Origin of the sequence: Hymenobacter cellulosivorans, from assembly GCF_022919135.1 — a bacterium.
Lineage (GTDB): Bacteria > Bacteroidota > Bacteroidia > Cytophagales > Hymenobacteraceae > Hymenobacter > Hymenobacter cellulosivorans.
This window is the reverse complement of record NZ_CP095049.1, coordinates 4,198,658-4,215,047: the sequence shown is the minus strand read 5'-3', so window position 1 is coordinate 4,215,047 and position 16,390 is coordinate 4,198,658. Positions and strand designations below refer to the sequence as shown.

The following is a 16,390-nucleotide window of genomic DNA, read 5'->3' as shown; positions in this document are numbered from 1 at the left end:
CCTGGTCCGGGCAAACGACTTGTGGTCCGCCGCAGAATCACCCTAAAAAACGCACGGGGAAGGTAGCAACTAAGGTAGCCGCTGCGTAAGCAGAGTAGAGTATCTTCGCCACGCCCGCGGGCTTTCCTGACTTGTACGCCTATGCCCGTTGCGCCCGAAGCAGCCCTGCTGTTCACTGCCCTGCCCCGGCCCTTTATGCTGTTTTCGCCCGACTTCGTGATTGAAGCCGTGAGCGACGCCTACCTGCAGGCCACGCTCAGCCAGCGCGAGCAGGTGGTCGGGCGAGTGGTGTTTGACGCCTTTCCCGACAACCCGCTCGCGCCCGAGGCCCGCAGCACCCACAACCTGCGCGCCTCCCTGGAACAGGTCCTGGCTACGAAGCAGCCCCACCAGATGGCCCAGCAGCACTACGACGTGCCCGACCCCGACCACCCCGGGCAGTTTGTCGAGCGGCACTGGCAGGTGCTCAACACGCCCGTGCTGGATGCCCAGGGGGCCGTGGTCCAGATCATTCACATGGCCCAGGATGTCACGGCCGAAGTGCAGGGCCAGGCGCGCCTGCGGGAAAGCCAGGCCCGGGAACGAGTTGCCCAGGCTGCGGCCGAGGCCCAGCGCGCCGAGTTGCAGCGGGTTTTTGAGCAAGCTCCCATTGCCCTGTCCCGGTTGCGCGGCCCCGAGTTTGTGGTCGAATGGGCCAACGCCCGCATGGGCCAGATCTGGGGCCGCCCCCTCGACCAGATTGTGGGCCGCCCCCACTTCGAGGCCCTGCCCGATCTGGCGGGCCAGGGCTTTGAGGCCGTGTTTGCCGGCGTGCTGCAAACCGGCGAGCCCTACTATTTCCGGGAGCTGCTCGTGCGCATCGAGCAGGCCCACCAGTACTACCAGGGCTACTTCAACATCACCTACCAGCCCGCCTACGACGAGCAGGGCGGCATTACGGGCCTGATTGCCTCGGCCATCGAGGTAACCGACCAGGTGCGGGCCCGCCAGCAGGTGCAGGACCTCAACCAGGAGCTGGCTACCAGCAACGAAGAGCTCCAGGCAGCCAACGAAGAATACCTGACGGCCAACACCAATCTGAGCGTGACCCAGCAGCGGCTCGAACTGCTCAACCAGCAGCTGGAAGCCCGGGTGCAGGAGCGCACCCGCCAGCTGAGCGAACAGCAGCAGCTACTGCGCCTTATCCTGGGGCAGGTGCCGGCCGCCATTGCCACCTTCAGCGGCCCCGAGCACCGCTACACGTTCTTCAACGACGCCTACCAAACCTTGTCCGGGGGCCGCGCCCGGCTGGCGCAGCCCGTAGCCCAGGTCTTACCCGAGGTCATGGCCCAGGGCTTCGTGGGCTTGCTCAACGAGGTCTACGCCTCCGGTCAGCCCTTTATCGGTACCGAGATGCCCATCATGCTCCTGGACGCGGCCACTGGCCAGCCCGAGCCCCGCTACCTGGATTTTATCCTCCAGCCCCTGGCCGACGAGCACGACACGAGTACCGGGATTCTGGCTTTCATTGTCGACGTGACCGACAAGGGTCGGGCCCGCCAGCAGGCCGAGGCCCTGCAGGCCCAGCTGCTGACCGCTGCCCGGCACCAGGCCGCCGAGCGCCTGGCCTTCTTTTACATCTTCGAGCAGGCCCCCGTCCTGGTGGCCTTGCTGCGCGACCCCGGCCACCGCTTCGAGTACGTGAACCCGGCCTATCAGGCCCTGTTTCCCGGCCGCCGGCTCGTGGGCCTGACGGTGGAGGAAGCCGTACCCGAAATGCTGGCCCAGGGCTTTGTGGCCCTGATGGACCACGTCTACCAGACCGGGGAAACCTACGTGGGCCAGCAGATGCCCTTCTTGGCCCAGCCCGCCCCCGGGCAGCCGCCCGGCCCCGTGTGCTACTATACCTTTACCTACCAGGCCTACCGCGAGAACGGCCAGGTGGCAGGCATTTCCATTTTTGCCCACGACGTGACCGAGCAGGTTCTTATCCGCCAGAAGGTGGAAGGCCTCAACCAGGAGCTGGCCGCCATCAACGAGGAGCTCACGGCCACCAACGAGGCGCTGCTCGACACCAACCAGCAGCTCGTGCGCAGCAACGTGGACCTGGACAACTTCATCTACACCGCCTCGCACGACCTGAAGGCGCCCATCTCCAACATCGAGGGCCTGCTGCTGGCCCTGGAGCACGAGCTGCCCGCCGCCGGCCGCGTCGGCAACGTGGACCAGATGCTGACCATGATGCAGGGGGCCGTAGAGCGCTTCAAGCGCACTCTCCGCCACCTGACCGAGGTTTCGCGCCTGCAGCAGGAATACAAGCAGGCCAGCGCCCCCGTGGAGCTGGCCGGCGTGATTGAGGCCGTGTACCTGGATTTGCAGCCCCTGGTGCAGCACACCCAGGCCCAGGTGGAGGTGCAGGTGCCGGCCGGCCTGACCTTGCTCTTCTCGGAAAAGAACCTGCGCTCGGTGGTCTACAATCTGCTCAGCAACGCCCTCAAGTACCGCGCCCCCGACCGGCCCCCGCGGGTGCGCATCCGGGCCTGGCCCCAGGCAGACTACCAAGTGCTGGCCATCGAGGACAACGGCCTGGGCCTGGACCTGACCCAGCGCCAGGACAAGCTCTTTGCCATGTTCCAGCGCTTCCACGACCACGTCGAGGGCACCGGCATCGGGCTCTACATGGTCAAGAAGATGGTCGAAAACGCCGGGGGCCGCATTGAGGTGGAGAGCCAGCTCGGGCAGGGCAGCACCTTCCGCGTGTACTTCCTGCGCGAACAGCAAGCCCCCGGCAGTGGCCAGTAAGGCTACCGGGATTCGGCCTGGAAGCGGAACCGGCTGGGGGTGCGGTAGAGGGGTTGACCTGGTCAGTTTTGAAAACCCTGAGTAGTTAGCTCGTCTTTACCCAGATTTTATAAAGCGTTCCGGCCATAATCCGGAACGCTTTATAAGTATGGTTGGCAGGCTCTCAGAAAGCAGGAAGTATAGCCCGTTGAGTGGTACCCACCGCTCTTTTAGCGAAAACGACCGTTACCGTGTACACGCTAGTAGTGCATACCTCAGGGATATGAAGTTTTTCTAGTGGTTGGTACAAAGCAGGATAACCCGCAAACAAGCGGCTTGACAGCGCGCGGGTAGGCTGACGGGTGCTTATCCTCTATACTAACTACTTGACTCGATCAACGTACCACCGCCGGCCGATGGTGGTTAATCTTGCCTCGGCATTACGCAGGGCCTGCGCTTCGGCCGCCGCCCCGAGCGCGACCGTCCGGTTGGCGCCGACAATTTCGTATTCGCCTACTTCGGTGTAGGAAAAAATGGCGTTATACGTGGCCGGCAGCGTATCGCGATACGCATACTGGTTGCCTTCGTACAGGCCGGCCGAGGAATACAACGCCAGCGCTTTCTTGCCTTGCAACAGCCCAACCTGTTCGGGCCGGTAATCAAACGCCTTGCCCTTCTGCAGCACGGCATCGAGCCAGAGCTTGACAGGACCTGGTAACGAGAAATTATGTAGGGGATGAGCCAGGATCAGAATATCGGCCGCCAGCAACTGTTCTGTCAACGCATTGTGCGGGGCAATAGCCGCCGCTAGGAGGTAAGTGGAAGATGTTGATTGTATTTTACTTACGGCTGCACCCATTCCGCTTCGGGCAGCTGCATCAGTGCCTGCAAGGCATCTCGAAAAAGGTCTTGTCAACGGAGCTCAAACAGCTAGAAGCCGACGGGTTGGTGAGCCGGGAGCAGCAGGGCCAGTACGTGCGCTATACCCTGACGCCACTTGGGCAGACGGCCGTCCCTATGATTGAGGTGGCGGCGCACTGGGGCAGCCAGTTTCCTGATGAGTCAGATGCGCCGACGGCTGTCGCGAAATAGCGCTTGCAGGCACCTTGAGCTACATGTCTTCCGTTCCCCTATCCTTCATTGCCCGCTGTGGTGCGCTCGACGTGTACTGCGGGTTCCACTTGGGGGCTATGTCGTGCGGGCCCCTGATTTGATTCCGTAGTACGGACATTTACCCTAAATCCAGCTATTGACAACCTACGCCGGTAAGTGCTACTCGAAGGCCCAAGACGCGTGAACCAGTAGCTAGACTGCGGAACTAGGAACTAGCTTCTCTCGCTTGCCAACGTGCGCAGCGCTTGTGTAGATGCCCAGGAGCTTTTTTATAGCCGCTGGGACTAAAATTACGCTAAGCCGTCCCCGATGAGATGCGTTTTACAGACGCATACTAGGCAGAGCCATGAGGAGGCGCTGCCTAGCTTAGCCGCCGGAAAGTTTATGTCGCTTCGCAAAAACAGTCGTGTGCTGCCTGGGCCAACTCCCGCAACTGCTGCTGCAGTTCCGGCGGCGCGACAGCCGTAAACGAGCCGGCCTGGGGCAGCAGCCACGCGGCTAAGTAGCGCAGCCCACCGGGCAGAAAGGCCATCTCCACGGTGCCATCGGGCCGTACTTCTTCCTGCACCCATCCATACTGGTGCTTGGTGTCCTGAATAGTGCGCACGGCCGCGGCCTGAAAGCGCACACGGGCTACTTCCAAGGCTTGGCGGCGCACGGCCTGCGCCGACCAGTAGGATTGCAGCGTTTCCGGCCGCTCTGCAAATGTTTCGTCGCGTACTTCCAACTGCTCGATGCGGTCAAAGCGGAAGTCCCGAAAATCCTGCCGCAGCTGGCAGTATGCGATTAGGTGCCACTGCTGCTGCAGGTAGCAGCCAATCGGCTCGACGTCGCGCGTAGTGCTGGCCTCAGCCAGGCCGGCGCGGTAGCGCAGCCGCACCACGCGCCGGGCCATCGTGGCTGCTAGTAGGCGCTGGTGCATCCCGCTGTCGGCGACAGGCGTCGCCGGCTGCGTGCGCAAACGTCGCACCTCCAGGCGGGGGGCCAGGGCGTCGAGGTAGTCGCGGTCGGGTCGGCGCAACACCGCCCGCAGCTTGTCCAGAGCCGAGCGGCTGTGGGCGGCGGTCTGTTCGTCGGTGAGGCGGGCAGCCAGCTTCTCGCCGGTGAGTAGGGCCACGGCTTCATCGCGGGTGAACATGACGGGCGGCAGACTGTAGCCCTCGGCCAAGGAGAAACCAACCCCGGCTTCGCCGTAGAGCGGTACGCCGGCCGCTTCAAGGGTGCGCAAATCGCGATAAATGGTCCGCAGACTCACGTCGAACCGTTCGGCCAGCGCCTGGCCGCGCACCACGCGCCGGGCCTGCAATTGCAGCAAAATACCGGTAATACGGTCGAATCGATTCATGCAAAACGGAGGAGAGAAAGACAGATTACCGCCCGAAAGCGGGCCGCAAGCGGCGCGCTTTCAGGCTACTGGGCAGGCCCCAACATACGCAATAATGCGCGAAAGAAGACGCCTAGGCCCTGCTGCTGGAAATAGGGCGCGGATGGGGGTTGCCAGCAGCATCGCAACAAAAAAACGGGCGCGCCGCGGGCTGCTGACACACTGCTGTCGCAGTCGCCTTTTTCCTTTGCCGAAGGCTGAAAGGCCAGCTCGTGCTCTTCTATTCTTCCTGCTTCTTACTTCCTGTTCACACTCCATGGCCTCGTCCCCGCTCGCCTTATCCCCCGATTTTGTATCCACCTTCGGTTGCATCGAAGTGCGCGGTGCGTGCGAGAATAACTTGCAACACGTCTCGCTCGACATTCCCAAGCGCCGCATTACGGTGTTTACCGGCGTGTCGGGTTCGGGCAAGTCGTCGCTCGTATTCAGTACCCTGGCGGCAGAGTCGCAGCGGCTGCTCAACGAAACCTACCCGGCCTTTGTGCAGGGCTTCCTGCCCCGCTACGGGCAGCCACACGCCGAATCGCTTACCAACCTCTCGGCCACCATTGTCGTGGACCAGCAGCGGCTGGGGGGAAATTCCCGCTCCACCGTGGGCACAGTCACCGACACCTACGCCCTGCTGCGGCTCGTCTATGCGCGGCTCGGAACGCCCGCCGCTGGGGGCGTTAGCGCCTTTTCCTTCAACGAGGTGCAGGGCATGTGCCCGGCCTGTGGGGGCCTGGGGCAAGTAACTACCGTGCGGCCCGAGCAGTTAACTGACCCCAGCAAAAGCCTCAACGAAGGCGCGTTGCTGTTTCCCACGTTCAGCGTCCATTCTCCGTTCTGGACCATCGTCGCGCAGTCGGGTTTCTTCGACCCCGACAAAAAGCTGCGGGACTACACCGAACAGGAGTGGCATCAACTGCTGTACCTGCCCGAAATCAAGGTACAGCTGGCCGGCGCCCTGGGCACAGGTAAGACCACCTACGAGGGCCTGGTGCCCAAGTTCCGGCGGGTGTACTTGTCGAAAGATGCCAACCAACTGCAGGCCCACCTGCGCCCGGCTTTTGAGCGCATGGTGACGCAGGGAGCGTGCGGCACCTGTCACGGGGCCCGCCTCAACCAAGCCGCCCTGAATTGCCGTATCGGCGGGGTCAACATCGCCGAGTGCGCGAACCTGCCGGTCAGCGAGTTGGCCGCGTTTGTGCGGCAGTTGACCGCGCCCGCGCTGGCCCCGCTGCTCACGGCCCTGGCCACGCGCCTGGAGCAACTGGTTGCCATCGGCCTGGGGTATCTGACGCTGGGCCGGGAAAGCGCCACGCTTTCGGGCGGCGAGTCGCAGCGGGTGAAAATGGTGCGCCACCTGGGGTCGAGCCTAACGGATTTGACCTACGTGTTTGACGAGCCCAGCATCGGCCTGCACCCTCACGACGTACCACGCCTCAACGCGCTGCTACGGCAGCTGCGCGACAAGGGTAACACGGTGCTGGTAGTAGAGCACCGACCCGCTGTCATTGCCATTGCCGACCATGTGGTAGACATGGGGCCGCAGGCCGGCCGGGGCGGCGGGCGGATCGTCTACCAGGGCTCCTACGCCGGGCTGCTGGCGGCCGATACGCGCACGAGCCAAGGCCTGCGCCATCATCAGCCCCTGAAGGCTGTGCCCCGACCACCCACCGGCCAGTTGCAGCTGCGCAACGCCTCGCTGCATAACCTCCGCGATGTGTCCCTCAACTTGCCAACCGGCGTGCTGACGGTGGTCACCGGGGTGGCCGGCGCCGGTAAAACGTCGCTGCTGCTGGGTTGTTTGCCGCAGCAGCACCCCGAGGCCATTGTCATCGACCAACGCATCAGCCGGGGCTCCAAGCGTTCCAACCCGGCCACCTACCTAGGTTTGCTCGACCCTATCCGCAAAGCATTTGCCGTGGCTAACGGGGTAAGTGCCGCCTTGTTTAGTGCTAACTCCAAAGGGGCTTGTCCGAACTGTCAGGGCCTGGGCGTGGTGTACACCGACCTGGCCCACCTAGACCCGGTGGCCACCGTCTGCGAAACCTGCGAGGGTAGGCGCTTTACGGCGGAAGTGCTTGGCTATCGGCTGCGCGGTAAGACCATCAGCGACGTGCTGAATCTCTCTATGGACGAGGCAGGGACGTTTTTCACGGAACCCGCGGTTGGTAAAACGCTCCAGGCCCTTGTGGACGTGGGCTTGCAGTACCTCACGCTGGGGCAGCCGCTGAATACGCTCTCGGGTGGGGAGCGGCAGCGGCTGGAACTGGCCGGTGAGTTGGGCAAGACGGCGCAGGTGTACATCCTGGACGAGCCGACCACCGGCCTGCACCTACACGACGTGGCCACGCTCCTGCAGCTACTCAACCGCTTGGTGGACAACGGCAGCACCGTGCTGGTCGTGGAAAACCACCTGGACGTGATTTCTAGTGCCGACTGGGTCGTGGAGTTGGGGCCGGGGGCCGGCAGCGCCGGGGGCCGCGTCTTGTTTGAGGGTACTCCGGCGGCCTTGCTTACTGCTGCCGATTCGGTCACGGCCCGCTATTTGGCCCAGTACCACCGCACGGGCAGTACAGCCGCCGCCGCACCGCTTTCTCATCCGGCCGGCCCCAATGATTGAAAATGCCCGCTCCCGGTTCCCGCCTATGGCCTGGTAGAAAATAGTTGCTCCCTGCTGACACCTAGTTGTCGCAGTCGCCCAATTCCTTTGCCCGCACACTCACTTTAACCCTTATTACATGCGAACCATTCAAGAAATTGCCGACCGGTATTACGCACTAGCCCAGCGAGGTCAAATCCACCAGATTCAGGACGAGCTGTACGCCCGCGACGCGGTCAGCATCGAGCCGGAAAACGTGTCGCAGCTTCCTATTACGGTCCGGGGCATTGAGGCCCTCCGCGACAAAGAAGCCCTTCTAGAAGCGCAAATCGAGGCGCGTCACGGTGGCTTTTGCGGTCAACCCATCGTGGCTTCGTACTACTTCGCCTGTACCATGGGCATGGACGTAACGCTGAAAGACCGAGGCCGTGTGCAGAAAGACCAGGTGGGGGTATTTGAAGTAGCTGACGGCCACATCGTGAAAGAACAGTTCTTCTATAACGACGCCGTGTATTAAGTATCCGATGCCCGTGGGCGGTTGTACCAACTGGCTACCACCCACGGGCTTCTTTGCTTACCCTTCCTGTCCCATCTCATGCCCGCTCCCTTGGTCACTGTGCCCCCGGTTTTTGAACTAGACATCCACGCCATCGAAGTCTACCGAACAACCCTCACCTCGGCGGAACACGCCGCCGTGGTACTGAAGGCGCTTTCCACATCGTGCCCGGAGCTGACGGCGAGCGTTGATTTGGATGACTGCGACCGAATCCTCTGTCTGCGGTGCCGCCGACCTGGTCCCACCTGTTGGGATCAGGCGTTGGCCGTGGTACGCAAGTTGGGAATTGATATAGAGGTACTTCCGGAATAAAAACGCAACGAGTAGTTGATACACTTGGCCAGTATAGTGATGGATGCCAATCGTAATGGCCTTCCCCGGCAGTGAGTAGATAGAATAGCGTACGCTCTTCCGGCTCGACAACTCATCACGTAAGCGCGGTCTGCAGATGCTTCTAATAGCGCTTGACGCTGAAGAGGCAGATGCCAGTCCTTTCCACAGTTTCGGCCCAAATAGGCTTTTTCAGCACTTTTCTTCCTTGGATTAGGTTGTCGGCATCGAGTTCTTTGGGCGGGCCGATGGGCTTACCCAGGGCGGCAGCAGGTTGTTGGCCGGCCGGGGTCTTCTCCAGGATGTTCTGGCGGTTGTACACGGCCAGCAAGGCCAAGATGGAGAGCATGAACTTGCCCACCGGCGTCGTGGTGCTGATGCCTAGGTCCAGTGCCTTGAAGTGGATGGCGCGCTCGTGCTCTTGTCAGCCTCCATCCTAAGGCAAGGACGTTTTAAACCACCGTTAAAATAAACTGTCCTCTGCTTCTCGGACAGTTTCACGTGGGGCTTAAAAATCGGTGGTGAACGCCACCCAAAACCACCACATGCCCGCCACCAAGTACAGTGCCCCCACCGCTCGGAACCACTTGGGCCCAATAGCCAACAATACGCCGCCGCACAGCAGTAACAGCAGCGGACCGAAAAAGAAAGAAAAAGGCATGCCCAATGCCGTTTCCAGCGGCAGGTGCAGGTGGAGGTAGGTGCGGGTAAATGCTCCCAGCACGGGGTAAAACCCAAATATACCTACGAGACTAGTTAAGAAGGGTACTCTGTCGTCGTTCACGCTGCAAGCTACTTAATGGCAGGTAGAGCACGAAAGAAGTGATTACCAGCAAGACGCTCCTTTCGGTAGAACGACCGTTTTCTTGAACGTTAGAACTCGCTCCTATTCCCCGAGCCTCTGATGGCTGGGGCTGCGTGAGGATACTACCCAGTAGGGTAAGTCACTCCGCTAAGAATACCCAGTAGCTTGGCTACGCAGCCAGCAGAAGAATCGGTATACGTCTGCTGGCTGTAGTATCTTTACGCAGCGCTACTCGATAGGAGAAGTAGCGCTGCTGATCCAGTAACCTTTTTGGTCGATGATGCGTCGTGTTCGCTTTTGGAGGGTGCTGGTCGTGGTCGTACTCCTCATCGTGGGGCTCTTCTGGCGAGTAACGGCGTGGGAAGATGAGCGGTCCGCCAGGTGGTATTCTAGCTCCGTGACCGAAGCACGGGCGAACGGGGTCTTGGTCGAGCAACTGACGGTCTACCCGCCGCAACTCCGCTTTCGCCATTGCCAAGTCGACTCGCTGGAAGCGTGGATCGAACAGGCCAGTCAGTGGGAGCACCGGTTTCTCTTTACCAAAAGCCGCAAGCAACTTCCTGGAAGACGGTTGATCGTGCAGTGGCGGGGAAGGAAACTAGCGCCGGCCCAGGATTCCACTTGTAGTCAACCGTACCTGGTTTTAGAAGGAGAAGGCAGGGGCACACCCATGGTTGACATGCACGAATACATCCAGGTTCTGGAGCCACACGAAAAGCTCGGGCAGGATACGCTACACTTCAGCGTGCTCTGTGATTGGCAGGGACCACGAGCCAAAAACATTGTTGTGTATTCGACCAGGTAGCCTGACTGATGTGCTGTGTGCAGCCACGAGCAAGGGCTAATTGCTCTGTCCGAAAAGTCACCTTATGCTAAATAGCGGCAGTACGACAGTTGCTTATACCACCATTTTCTTGAACTATAGGTGCATACATAGAGCGTCTAGTGTGGGTACATTCGTCGCTGCATACTCTTAGCTTTTCCTACTCCGTGTCCGTTTTCCTTCTTGCTCTTCCTATGATGCTTTCGGAGATGACGTGGAGCCAAGGGCCGACTAATTACCTCGCCCTGTTCGGGTTCCTGGTGGTGGGCTTCTTAATCGGCACCGCACTATGGTGGAGTGCGCTAAAATTATACCGGAGTATGTATCGGGACTGGCGCATCCTCGGAACCTTCTTGATAGTGGTTGCTGCGCTATACAGCATTGCTTTCGTCGTCTTTGTTGTGCTGGCCTTGGTCTTTGCTTAATAAGTACGATTTGTTCCCGTTGTCAACTAAACCAATTGGCTCCTTTCGCTAGAACCACCGTTTTAGTGAACATAAGGGGACTTTTCAGCCAGCCGTGTAAGCTAATATGTATGAACAAATTCATCGGCGTGCTCGCGCTACTTTTGAGCGTGGTGGGATATTGGTCTTTGGGGCAAACGCCGGAAGTTTCGCAACAAGAAGCCATTCGTGTAGCCGAAGCGTTTGTCCAAGACAATGGCTACACTTCCAAACCAGCTCGTTCGGCAACCCTGCATTACGAACTCTTAGACGCCTACGCGAAGGATGCTGGGACCATTCTCAAAGCCAGGAGCAACACACTTCATCCCAACGCCTTTTGCATCGCCGAAGACCCTGAGAGCTGGCACGTTGGTTTTTTATTGACCCGCGTGTCGTTTTCCACGCTGAGTGCTGGACAGAAACAAGCAGACCTTGCCGGGAGAGTAGTGATGGTAAACAAGCGCGACAAAACAGTCAAGATGGCGCATAAAGACCCCTTGTTCTCCCACTTTAAAAAGTTGTAGATAAGCGCTTACGCTCATTTCGGTAGAACCACCGTTTGCGTGAACACAAGCGGACTTCTCGGACATGCTCAGTGTAAGAAAGTGTTCCTTCCCGCGCTTCTCTATCTTGGCTTACTTGTTTCACATGATTACCGCCATGAAGGGTTCCTGTAACTATTGGTCCCGACTTTCTGCTTTTGCCTTAGTACTGAGCACGCTGGCCTTATTGTCTTGTGAGGCGAAGCTGACGTCCGCACAGTCTGCTGTCAACTCTTCCATTCCCTCAAAGGAGATCTATCACGTGCTACAACAGTTTCTGGCCGCCGACACCCTCGACCCGGCGCCTAAAGTACACGTGGCATTCCTTCGTCCAGATACGCTGGCGGGAGATCTATCGGTTTACTTGCTGGATGTGTACAACTCGAATGGTGAGCTGAAGATATTGCCCCTGACCACCTGGCGGGTTGACGAAAAAATTATCTTCGTCTTTACCGGTTTAGAGGCCATCACCTCTGGAGGTGATACTACCTATCATCATCTTATCCGCGCAACCGAAGCGGCGAACAAGGAAAATACAATATGGTGCCCGCCTTTTCGGTGTTGGCGCCTTGATGTGCAAGGCCAGAAAGTGACCAGCATTGACAGGCAAGTCCGAATTTCTCCCGCTTCCTATCCTTTCATTCGTTTCGCTCCTCCACCACCTCCGCCAAAATTTCGTTAATCTGCCTTGCCAGGAATAAGCTATTTGGACCCTTTTCTTGTACCCAGATTACAACATCAGGTAACATCTCAACCAATGTCCTATTCGACGCAGTGGGTTCGATTTCTCCAAGCAGAAGAGGCGTTCTTCACCTGCAGGCAGGAAGTAGTCCAAGATGAAACGGCACTCGGGCACGACCTACAACAGGCACTGGCTAGTATCGAGGGCCGGGAAACGGCCTTGCGCTTGTTAGCGGAAACAACGCTGGCTCTCGCCGTGGTCCAGCCATTACTGGCCGACCTGGTGGCCACCGCCCTCGACAGCAGCAACCTGACGGCTATCGGACTGGCCCGGCAGGTACTGGCCCGCTACAAAGCCGAGGCACAAATCAGAAGCACCATACCGCAGCTGGCCTCGCGATACCTGGCCGAGAATGACGAATGGCACTATCGTCGACTCGCCGAGTTGTACGGGGGCCTTAACTACGAGGAAGAGCTAACCGATTTATTAATGCTGTGCCAAGCCCACCCGAACGCAGAAATTCGGGAGATACGAGCCAACTATCTCCCCACGCAAGAGTAAACCAATCCGCTCCTTTTCGCTAATTAGACCGTTTTTGTAGACAGTATCGGAACATTGCTCCCGAATAGAAGCATGCATCTTTGTCTTATGTCCGAGCGTGTTCACCAGTTCCTTAGCTTCCTTCTATGCTTAGTCTTGACAGTCATGTTTTCGCTGGCGTTGCCCAACAAGTTGCAAGAAGTTGCCGTGGCAGAAAGAGGGAGCTTGGCAACAGTTGAACTACTGGGAGGCTCCGAAACACGCCTCAGTAAGCGACCCAGCTACCAGTTGCACTTTCGATACAACGGCCAGGAACATTCGACGCGCGTCAGTGTGGAGTATTTCCAATCGGTGAAGGACCAACCAACGGCGCAATTGCTTCACCTCGCCGCCTATCCCCGTATCTTCTTTGCCCCTGGACATAGTGAGCAGGGCCAAGTCTTCTCTTGCATCCTGCTCATTGTCTTTTGCGCGGGAGCAACGCTTTGGAGATTTTTTAAGCTCGTAAAGGAAGCCTAAATAAATGCTCCTTTTACTAGAATTCACCGTTTTGGTGAACCTAAGCAAGTTGCACAGTACTTTCGTTTCATGTGGAGCGACCTCCGTGCTGAAATTGACCAAGCCCGCCAACAGCTGCAGCTTTCTGAGCAGGACTTTGCACCCTTGCCCTTTACGACCCATTGGGCGAAGTTGGAAGAGAACCTCTACCAAGCGTTCTGCCGCTTGGACCACCCCACCGTACGCCCACTGTGGTTATGGGAACGGTTTCGGCCAGGCGCCGTGGGCCTGGTGTGCGATGACGAACCCCACACCCGCCTAACCTCTTTGGTGGACCCGGGAGAAGTGGTCTGGCTCATGCTGAACGAAACGGTCAACATGGGAGATAAATTCTGGTTTTACCAAGGGACTCCCCGCGCCATCGGCCGCGTGCTGGCCGAGTGTTACTACTTGGACGAGATTTACTTGATATCGAAAAAGTATTCGTGGCTGCTGTGCTTGAACCACCACGACGTGCTCTTCGGTATTGGGGCTCCTATGCAGGAAAGACTATTGGCCCAGGGAGCGCAGCTTATTACTTGAAACGCTCCTTTCGGCGGAACGACCCTTTCCGTGAACCTCTTACTTTGACGCATGGAAACCAAACCACCGCCTTTCCTTTTTGGTCAGAAAGGCATCATCAGAGGCGGCGAGCACCCTGGCTGGAGTATAGAGATTGTCGACGATACAGCAGGGGAAACGGGCGGCTACTTCATTTATGTCCAAGACCCTAACCCAGAATCAGAAGATTTCATGGGGTTTGATTGGTGGCTTCAACACGCAGCAAACATTCCGGGATTCATCGAGGACATGGAGTGGCAAATTGAGTGGCCAGCTGCCAGTTAAATGCTACTTTCGGTAGAACCACCGTTTGCGTGAACTGAAATTAGCTTCGGGGTTACTTTTGGCAAGCGCGTGAGCCTTCGGTACCTTGGAGTTAGGGTAAAGAACAGCCAGTTAGGTCAGGGCTTGGTGCAGTTCAGCGGCCAGCGTGCGAACCAACTCCGCGGCCGGCAATGCCCGTGACCGGCCTACGCCCGTCCCGGCCCATTGCACGGCAAAGCCTGGTTCTCCAGCCTGCTGGGCCGCGGCAACTAAGGCTTTGCCCGCTTGGTAAGCCCGTGAATAGGCCGCCACGGGTGGGCGGCCCGGCTGGTCAATATCCTCCATAAAGCGGTTCACAAGGCCCCGGGCCGGCCGGCCGGAGATAACGGCCGTGAGCTCGGTGGACAACGGCGGTCGGTGTAGCAGCGCCGCTCGGTAGGCCGGGGAAGCAGCGGATTCGGGGCAGGCCGCAAAGGCGGTGCCGAGTTGCCCGGCCACTGCCCCGGCGCGCATCGCCGCGGCCAAATCAGCCCCGTCCATGAGCCCTCCCGCCGCGATGACTGGCAGGCGCGAATGCTGCACCAGTTGCCGAGTCAGGTCCAGTGTCGCTAGGTTGGGCTCGAAGGCCGGGTCAAATGTGCCCCGGTGCCCGCCCGCTTCCACACCCTGCGCCACGAGCATGTCCACCCCAGCCGCTTCCGCTGCCTGCGCCTCGGCTGGGGACGTCACACAGGCCAGCAGCATGGCACCCGTTTGCCGTAGGGCGGCCAGTTGCGCCGTCGTGGGCAAGCCAAAGTGGAAGCTGATGACACGGGGCCGGGCCTGCACCAACACGGCCAGCAGCGTGTCATCCGTCCGAAAGCTGGGGTAGACTTCCTGCAGCTGCGAGGGGGGCATGCTGTCCAGAGCGGAGAAAAAGGGGGCTAAGTAGCCTAGCCACTGCGCGTCGTGCGCCGGGTCGGCCGGGCAGGGCTGATGACAGAACACGTTGACATTAATCGGCCGGTTTGTGGCTGCAGCCAGCGCCGCAAGTTGTTGTGCGAGAGCTTCGGGATGCGGCAGGGCGGCGGCAGCCAGCGAGCCTAGGGCCCCGGCCTCCGACACGGCCACGGCCAGAGCCGGCGTGGAGACGCCCGCCATCGGGGCCTGAATGATGGGGTACGACAAGCCGAGGGGTTCACAAAAGGAATTCATCACAGACGGAGCTGGGGTATAGCCGGAATTAACGGGGATGGGTGGGGCGAGTTACAGGACCAGCGTGGCCGATACCCCCAGGGACGTTGCTCTAATAAGACTTGATGTTTGATACCCTCCTTTGCCTGAATCGCTACCATGTATATCTAGTAGAGTGGCAAAGTGGCCCAACAGCCCAGGTTGAGTTCAAGAAACTGGTTTATCTTTCAAAGTTCACGAAACCCAGATTAACGATGAGTTTCGTGAACTCCCCACAGTCGCCCACGGGCACGCCGCTACCGCGCCCGTTGCAGGTCGTTCGGGTGGGCGAGTCTCCAGACTCGCGGCGTGAGTAAGGCGCGAGGCACGGCTGCGCCGAAACTCGCGCCAGGAGCGCCGTCACTTGGCTGTTGCCGAGCGCCGGCGCCAGTTCTATCGTTCAACGACAAGACGCCAGTAGGCGTCTCTACCCACAGGAGTTAGGATGTTGTAAGGTTCCTCGTATTTTTTTGACGAACCCTACAAAATTTGTAGGGTTCATCTTATTTTTATCGGTAACCCTACAAACTTTGTATGCCCCGCAAGGCCCTTCCTTCCAACAGCCTTTCGGCAGCCGTTAGAAACCACTTTGGTCTTACCCAGGACGAGCTGGGGCGGTTTCTGGGCGTGAGCGGGGCGGTAGTAGCCCACGCCGAAGCCGGGCGACGAACCTTGCCGGCCCCGGCCCAGCGCCGCCTGCGGCCCCTGGCCCTGCTGCTGCCCGCCCCCGACGGGCTAGGGCCGGCCTACCCTGCCCCGCCCCCGGCCACAGAAGCCCCCGCCGACCTGGGGCCCCTGGACCCGGACCCGGTGCGGGAGCGCCTGCGCCGGGTGCGCTACCTGGCCGGCAAGACCCGCTTCGAGCTCGAAAACCGCCGCCTGCTGCACCAGGCCCGGACCCGGCGCCGGTGGGGCCTGGCGGTGCTGGCCGCCCTGCTGGCCCCGGCTCCCGAGGCCGCGCCCACGCCCGCCGCCCTGGCCGCCGATCCGACCCTGGACCCCACCGCCGACCGCCCCTGGGTGGAGCGCCTGCTAGCCGATACCGAAGCGGTGCCCCCACCTTTATCGGCTACCCAGGCCGCCCTGCTGGCGTTGCGCCTGCGGCTGCTGGAAGCCGAAGCCGACGCCCTCACCGAGCTGCTGGCTGGAGCCGGGTAGGCAGCAAAATAAAAGTGCGCGCCGGCTGGCTATTGTATTCAGCATCGTATATATTAAAACGTTCTTATATACTCACTTTTCCCTTTTTCTAGT

Annotated in this window: 17 protein-coding genes; 12 read left to right on the top strand and 5 right to left on the bottom strand. The window is 59.7% G+C overall.

Annotated elements, in window-relative coordinates; translation table 11 throughout:
• The first annotated feature begins 141 nt into the window (after positions 1-141).
• The gene (locus tag MUN80_RS17840; RefSeq protein ID WP_244714818.1) at positions 142-2,781 is read left to right on the top strand and encodes a PAS domain-containing protein; all 2,640 of its coding nucleotides are present in this window, start codon (positions 142-144) and stop codon (positions 2,779-2,781) included.
• A gap of 361 nt (positions 2,782-3,142) precedes the next feature.
• Here MUN80_RS17840 and MUN80_RS17835 read toward each other — a convergent pair whose 3' ends face one another.
• Positions 3,143-3,619, bottom strand: a complete 477-nt coding sequence (locus MUN80_RS17835) for an NAD(P)H-dependent oxidoreductase (RefSeq protein WP_244714817.1) — start codon at positions 3,617-3,619, stop codon at positions 3,143-3,145.
• Here MUN80_RS17835 and MUN80_RS17830 point away from each other — a divergent pair.
• The gene (locus MUN80_RS17830; protein ID WP_244714816.1) at positions 3,586-3,852 is read left to right on the top strand and encodes a winged helix-turn-helix transcriptional regulator; all 267 of its coding nucleotides are present in this window, start codon (positions 3,586-3,588) and stop codon (positions 3,850-3,852) included. The genes MUN80_RS17835 and MUN80_RS17830 overlap by 34 nt on opposite strands.
• A 403-nt stretch (positions 3,853-4,255) precedes the next feature.
• Here MUN80_RS17830 and MUN80_RS17825 read toward each other — a convergent pair whose 3' ends face one another.
• Positions 4,256-5,218 carry a helix-turn-helix transcriptional regulator gene (locus MUN80_RS17825; protein WP_244714815.1) on the bottom strand — a complete coding sequence of 321 codons (963 nt, stop codon included), beginning with the start codon at positions 5,216-5,218 and terminating at the stop codon, positions 4,256-4,258.
• Between the two features lie 295 nt (positions 5,219-5,513).
• On the opposite strand from MUN80_RS17825, the gene MUN80_RS17820 reads away from it, so the two are divergent.
• Both MUN80_RS17820 and MUN80_RS17815 read left to right on the top strand, forming a co-directional pair.
• Complete coding sequence (locus MUN80_RS17820; protein ID WP_244714814.1) at positions 5,514-7,865, top strand: ATP-binding cassette domain-containing protein; 2,352 nt, start codon at positions 5,514-5,516, stop codon at positions 7,863-7,865.
• Positions 7,866-7,983: 118 nt separating this feature from the next.
• On the top strand, positions 7,984-8,361 hold the full coding sequence (locus MUN80_RS17815) for a SnoaL-like domain-containing protein (protein WP_244714813.1): 378 nt from the start codon (positions 7,984-7,986) through the stop codon (positions 8,359-8,361).
• Between the two features lie 493 nt (positions 8,362-8,854).
• On the opposite strand, the gene MUN80_RS17810 is transcribed toward MUN80_RS17815, so the two are convergent.
• Both MUN80_RS17810 and MUN80_RS17805 read right to left on the bottom strand, forming a co-directional pair.
• Positions 8,855-9,136, bottom strand: a complete 282-nt coding sequence (locus MUN80_RS17810; RefSeq protein ID WP_262922083.1) for a recombinase family protein — start codon at positions 9,134-9,136, stop codon at positions 8,855-8,857.
• Positions 9,137-9,238: 102 nt separating this feature from the next.
• Entirely contained in the window at positions 9,239-9,454 is a 216-nt protein-coding gene (locus MUN80_RS17805) for a hypothetical protein (protein WP_244714811.1), read from the bottom strand.
• 1,098 nt (positions 9,455-10,552) lie between these two features.
• Between MUN80_RS17805 and MUN80_RS17800 the strand changes: the two genes are divergently transcribed.
• The 7 genes from MUN80_RS17800 (at position 10,553) to MUN80_RS17770 (ending at position 13,948) form a co-directional block, all read left to right on the top strand.
• On the top strand, positions 10,553-10,783 hold the full coding sequence (locus MUN80_RS17800; RefSeq protein WP_244714810.1) for a hypothetical protein: 231 nt from the start codon (positions 10,553-10,555) through the stop codon (positions 10,781-10,783).
• Positions 10,784-10,893: 110 nt separating this feature from the next.
• A complete protein-coding gene (locus tag MUN80_RS17795; protein ID WP_244714809.1) occupies positions 10,894-11,325 on the top strand; it encodes a hypothetical protein in 432 nt (143 codons plus the stop codon).
• 124 nt (positions 11,326-11,449) lie between these two features.
• Positions 11,450-12,025 (top strand): hypothetical protein, encoded by a 576-nt coding sequence (locus MUN80_RS17790; RefSeq protein WP_244714808.1) that lies wholly within the window; start codon positions 11,450-11,452, stop codon positions 12,023-12,025.
• A gap of 75 nt (positions 12,026-12,100) precedes the next feature.
• Complete coding sequence (locus MUN80_RS17785) at positions 12,101-12,586, top strand: hypothetical protein (protein WP_244714807.1); 486 nt, start codon at positions 12,101-12,103, stop codon at positions 12,584-12,586.
• Positions 12,587-12,673: 87 nt separating this feature from the next.
• Complete coding sequence (locus MUN80_RS17780; RefSeq protein WP_244714806.1) at positions 12,674-13,084, top strand: hypothetical protein; 411 nt, start codon at positions 12,674-12,676, stop codon at positions 13,082-13,084.
• 69 nt (positions 13,085-13,153) lie between these two features.
• Positions 13,154-13,645: a DUF6756 family protein gene (locus MUN80_RS17775; RefSeq protein WP_244714805.1), complete on the top strand. Its 492-nt coding sequence runs from the start codon at positions 13,154-13,156 to the stop codon at positions 13,643-13,645.
• A gap of 51 nt (positions 13,646-13,696) precedes the next feature.
• Positions 13,697-13,948, top strand: a complete 252-nt coding sequence (locus tag MUN80_RS17770; protein ID WP_244714804.1) for a hypothetical protein — start codon at positions 13,697-13,699, stop codon at positions 13,946-13,948.
• Between the two features lie 111 nt (positions 13,949-14,059).
• On the opposite strand, the gene MUN80_RS17765 is transcribed toward MUN80_RS17770, so the two are convergent.
• On the bottom strand, positions 14,060-15,121 hold the full coding sequence (locus tag MUN80_RS17765) for an NAD(P)H-dependent flavin oxidoreductase (RefSeq protein WP_244714803.1): 1,062 nt from the start codon (positions 15,119-15,121) through the stop codon (positions 14,060-14,062).
• A 552-nt stretch (positions 15,122-15,673) separates the two neighbouring features.
• Between MUN80_RS17765 and MUN80_RS17760 the strand changes: the two genes are divergently transcribed.
• Entirely contained in the window at positions 15,674-16,297 is a 624-nt protein-coding gene (locus MUN80_RS17760) for a hypothetical protein (RefSeq protein ID WP_244714802.1), read from the top strand.
• Positions 16,298-16,390: the final 93 nt, after the last annotated feature.

Excerpts from the sequence above, each read along its gene's own strand:
- MUN80_RS17815 (WP_244714813.1), top strand. The coding sequence starts at position 7,984 with ATGCGAACCATTCAAGAAATTGCCGACCGGTATTACGCACTAGCCCAG.
- MUN80_RS17790 (WP_244714808.1), top strand. The coding sequence starts at position 11,450 with ATGATTACCGCCATGAAGGGTTCCTGTAACTATTGGTCCCGACTTTCT.
- MUN80_RS17775 (WP_244714805.1), top strand. The coding sequence starts at position 13,154 with ATGTGGAGCGACCTCCGTGCTGAAATTGACCAAGCCCGCCAACAGCTG.
- MUN80_RS17825 (WP_244714815.1), bottom strand. The coding sequence starts at position 5,218 with ATGAATCGATTCGACCGTATTACCGGTATTTTGCTGCAATTGCAGGCC.
- MUN80_RS17795 (WP_244714809.1), top strand. The coding sequence starts at position 10,894 with ATGAACAAATTCATCGGCGTGCTCGCGCTACTTTTGAGCGTGGTGGGA.
- MUN80_RS17760 (WP_244714802.1), top strand. The coding sequence starts at position 15,674 with ATGCCCCGCAAGGCCCTTCCTTCCAACAGCCTTTCGGCAGCCGTTAGA.
- MUN80_RS17820 (WP_244714814.1), top strand. The coding sequence starts at position 5,514 with ATGGCCTCGTCCCCGCTCGCCTTATCCCCCGATTTTGTATCCACCTTC.
- MUN80_RS17830 (WP_244714816.1), top strand. The coding sequence starts at position 3,586 with ATGTTGATTGTATTTTACTTACGGCTGCACCCATTCCGCTTCGGGCAG.
- MUN80_RS17770 (WP_244714804.1), top strand. The coding sequence starts at position 13,697 with ATGGAAACCAAACCACCGCCTTTCCTTTTTGGTCAGAAAGGCATCATC.
- MUN80_RS17780 (WP_244714806.1), top strand. The coding sequence starts at position 12,674 with ATGTCCGAGCGTGTTCACCAGTTCCTTAGCTTCCTTCTATGCTTAGTC.
- MUN80_RS17835 (WP_244714817.1), bottom strand. The coding sequence starts at position 3,619 with ATGGGTGCAGCCGTAAGTAAAATACAATCAACATCTTCCACTTACCTC.
- MUN80_RS17840 (WP_244714818.1), top strand. The coding sequence starts at position 142 with ATGCCCGTTGCGCCCGAAGCAGCCCTGCTGTTCACTGCCCTGCCCCGG.
- MUN80_RS17800 (WP_244714810.1), top strand. The coding sequence starts at position 10,553 with ATGATGCTTTCGGAGATGACGTGGAGCCAAGGGCCGACTAATTACCTC.
- MUN80_RS17785 (WP_244714807.1), top strand. The coding sequence starts at position 12,101 with ATGTCCTATTCGACGCAGTGGGTTCGATTTCTCCAAGCAGAAGAGGCG.
- MUN80_RS17765 (WP_244714803.1), bottom strand. The coding sequence starts at position 15,121 with ATGAATTCCTTTTGTGAACCCCTCGGCTTGTCGTACCCCATCATTCAG.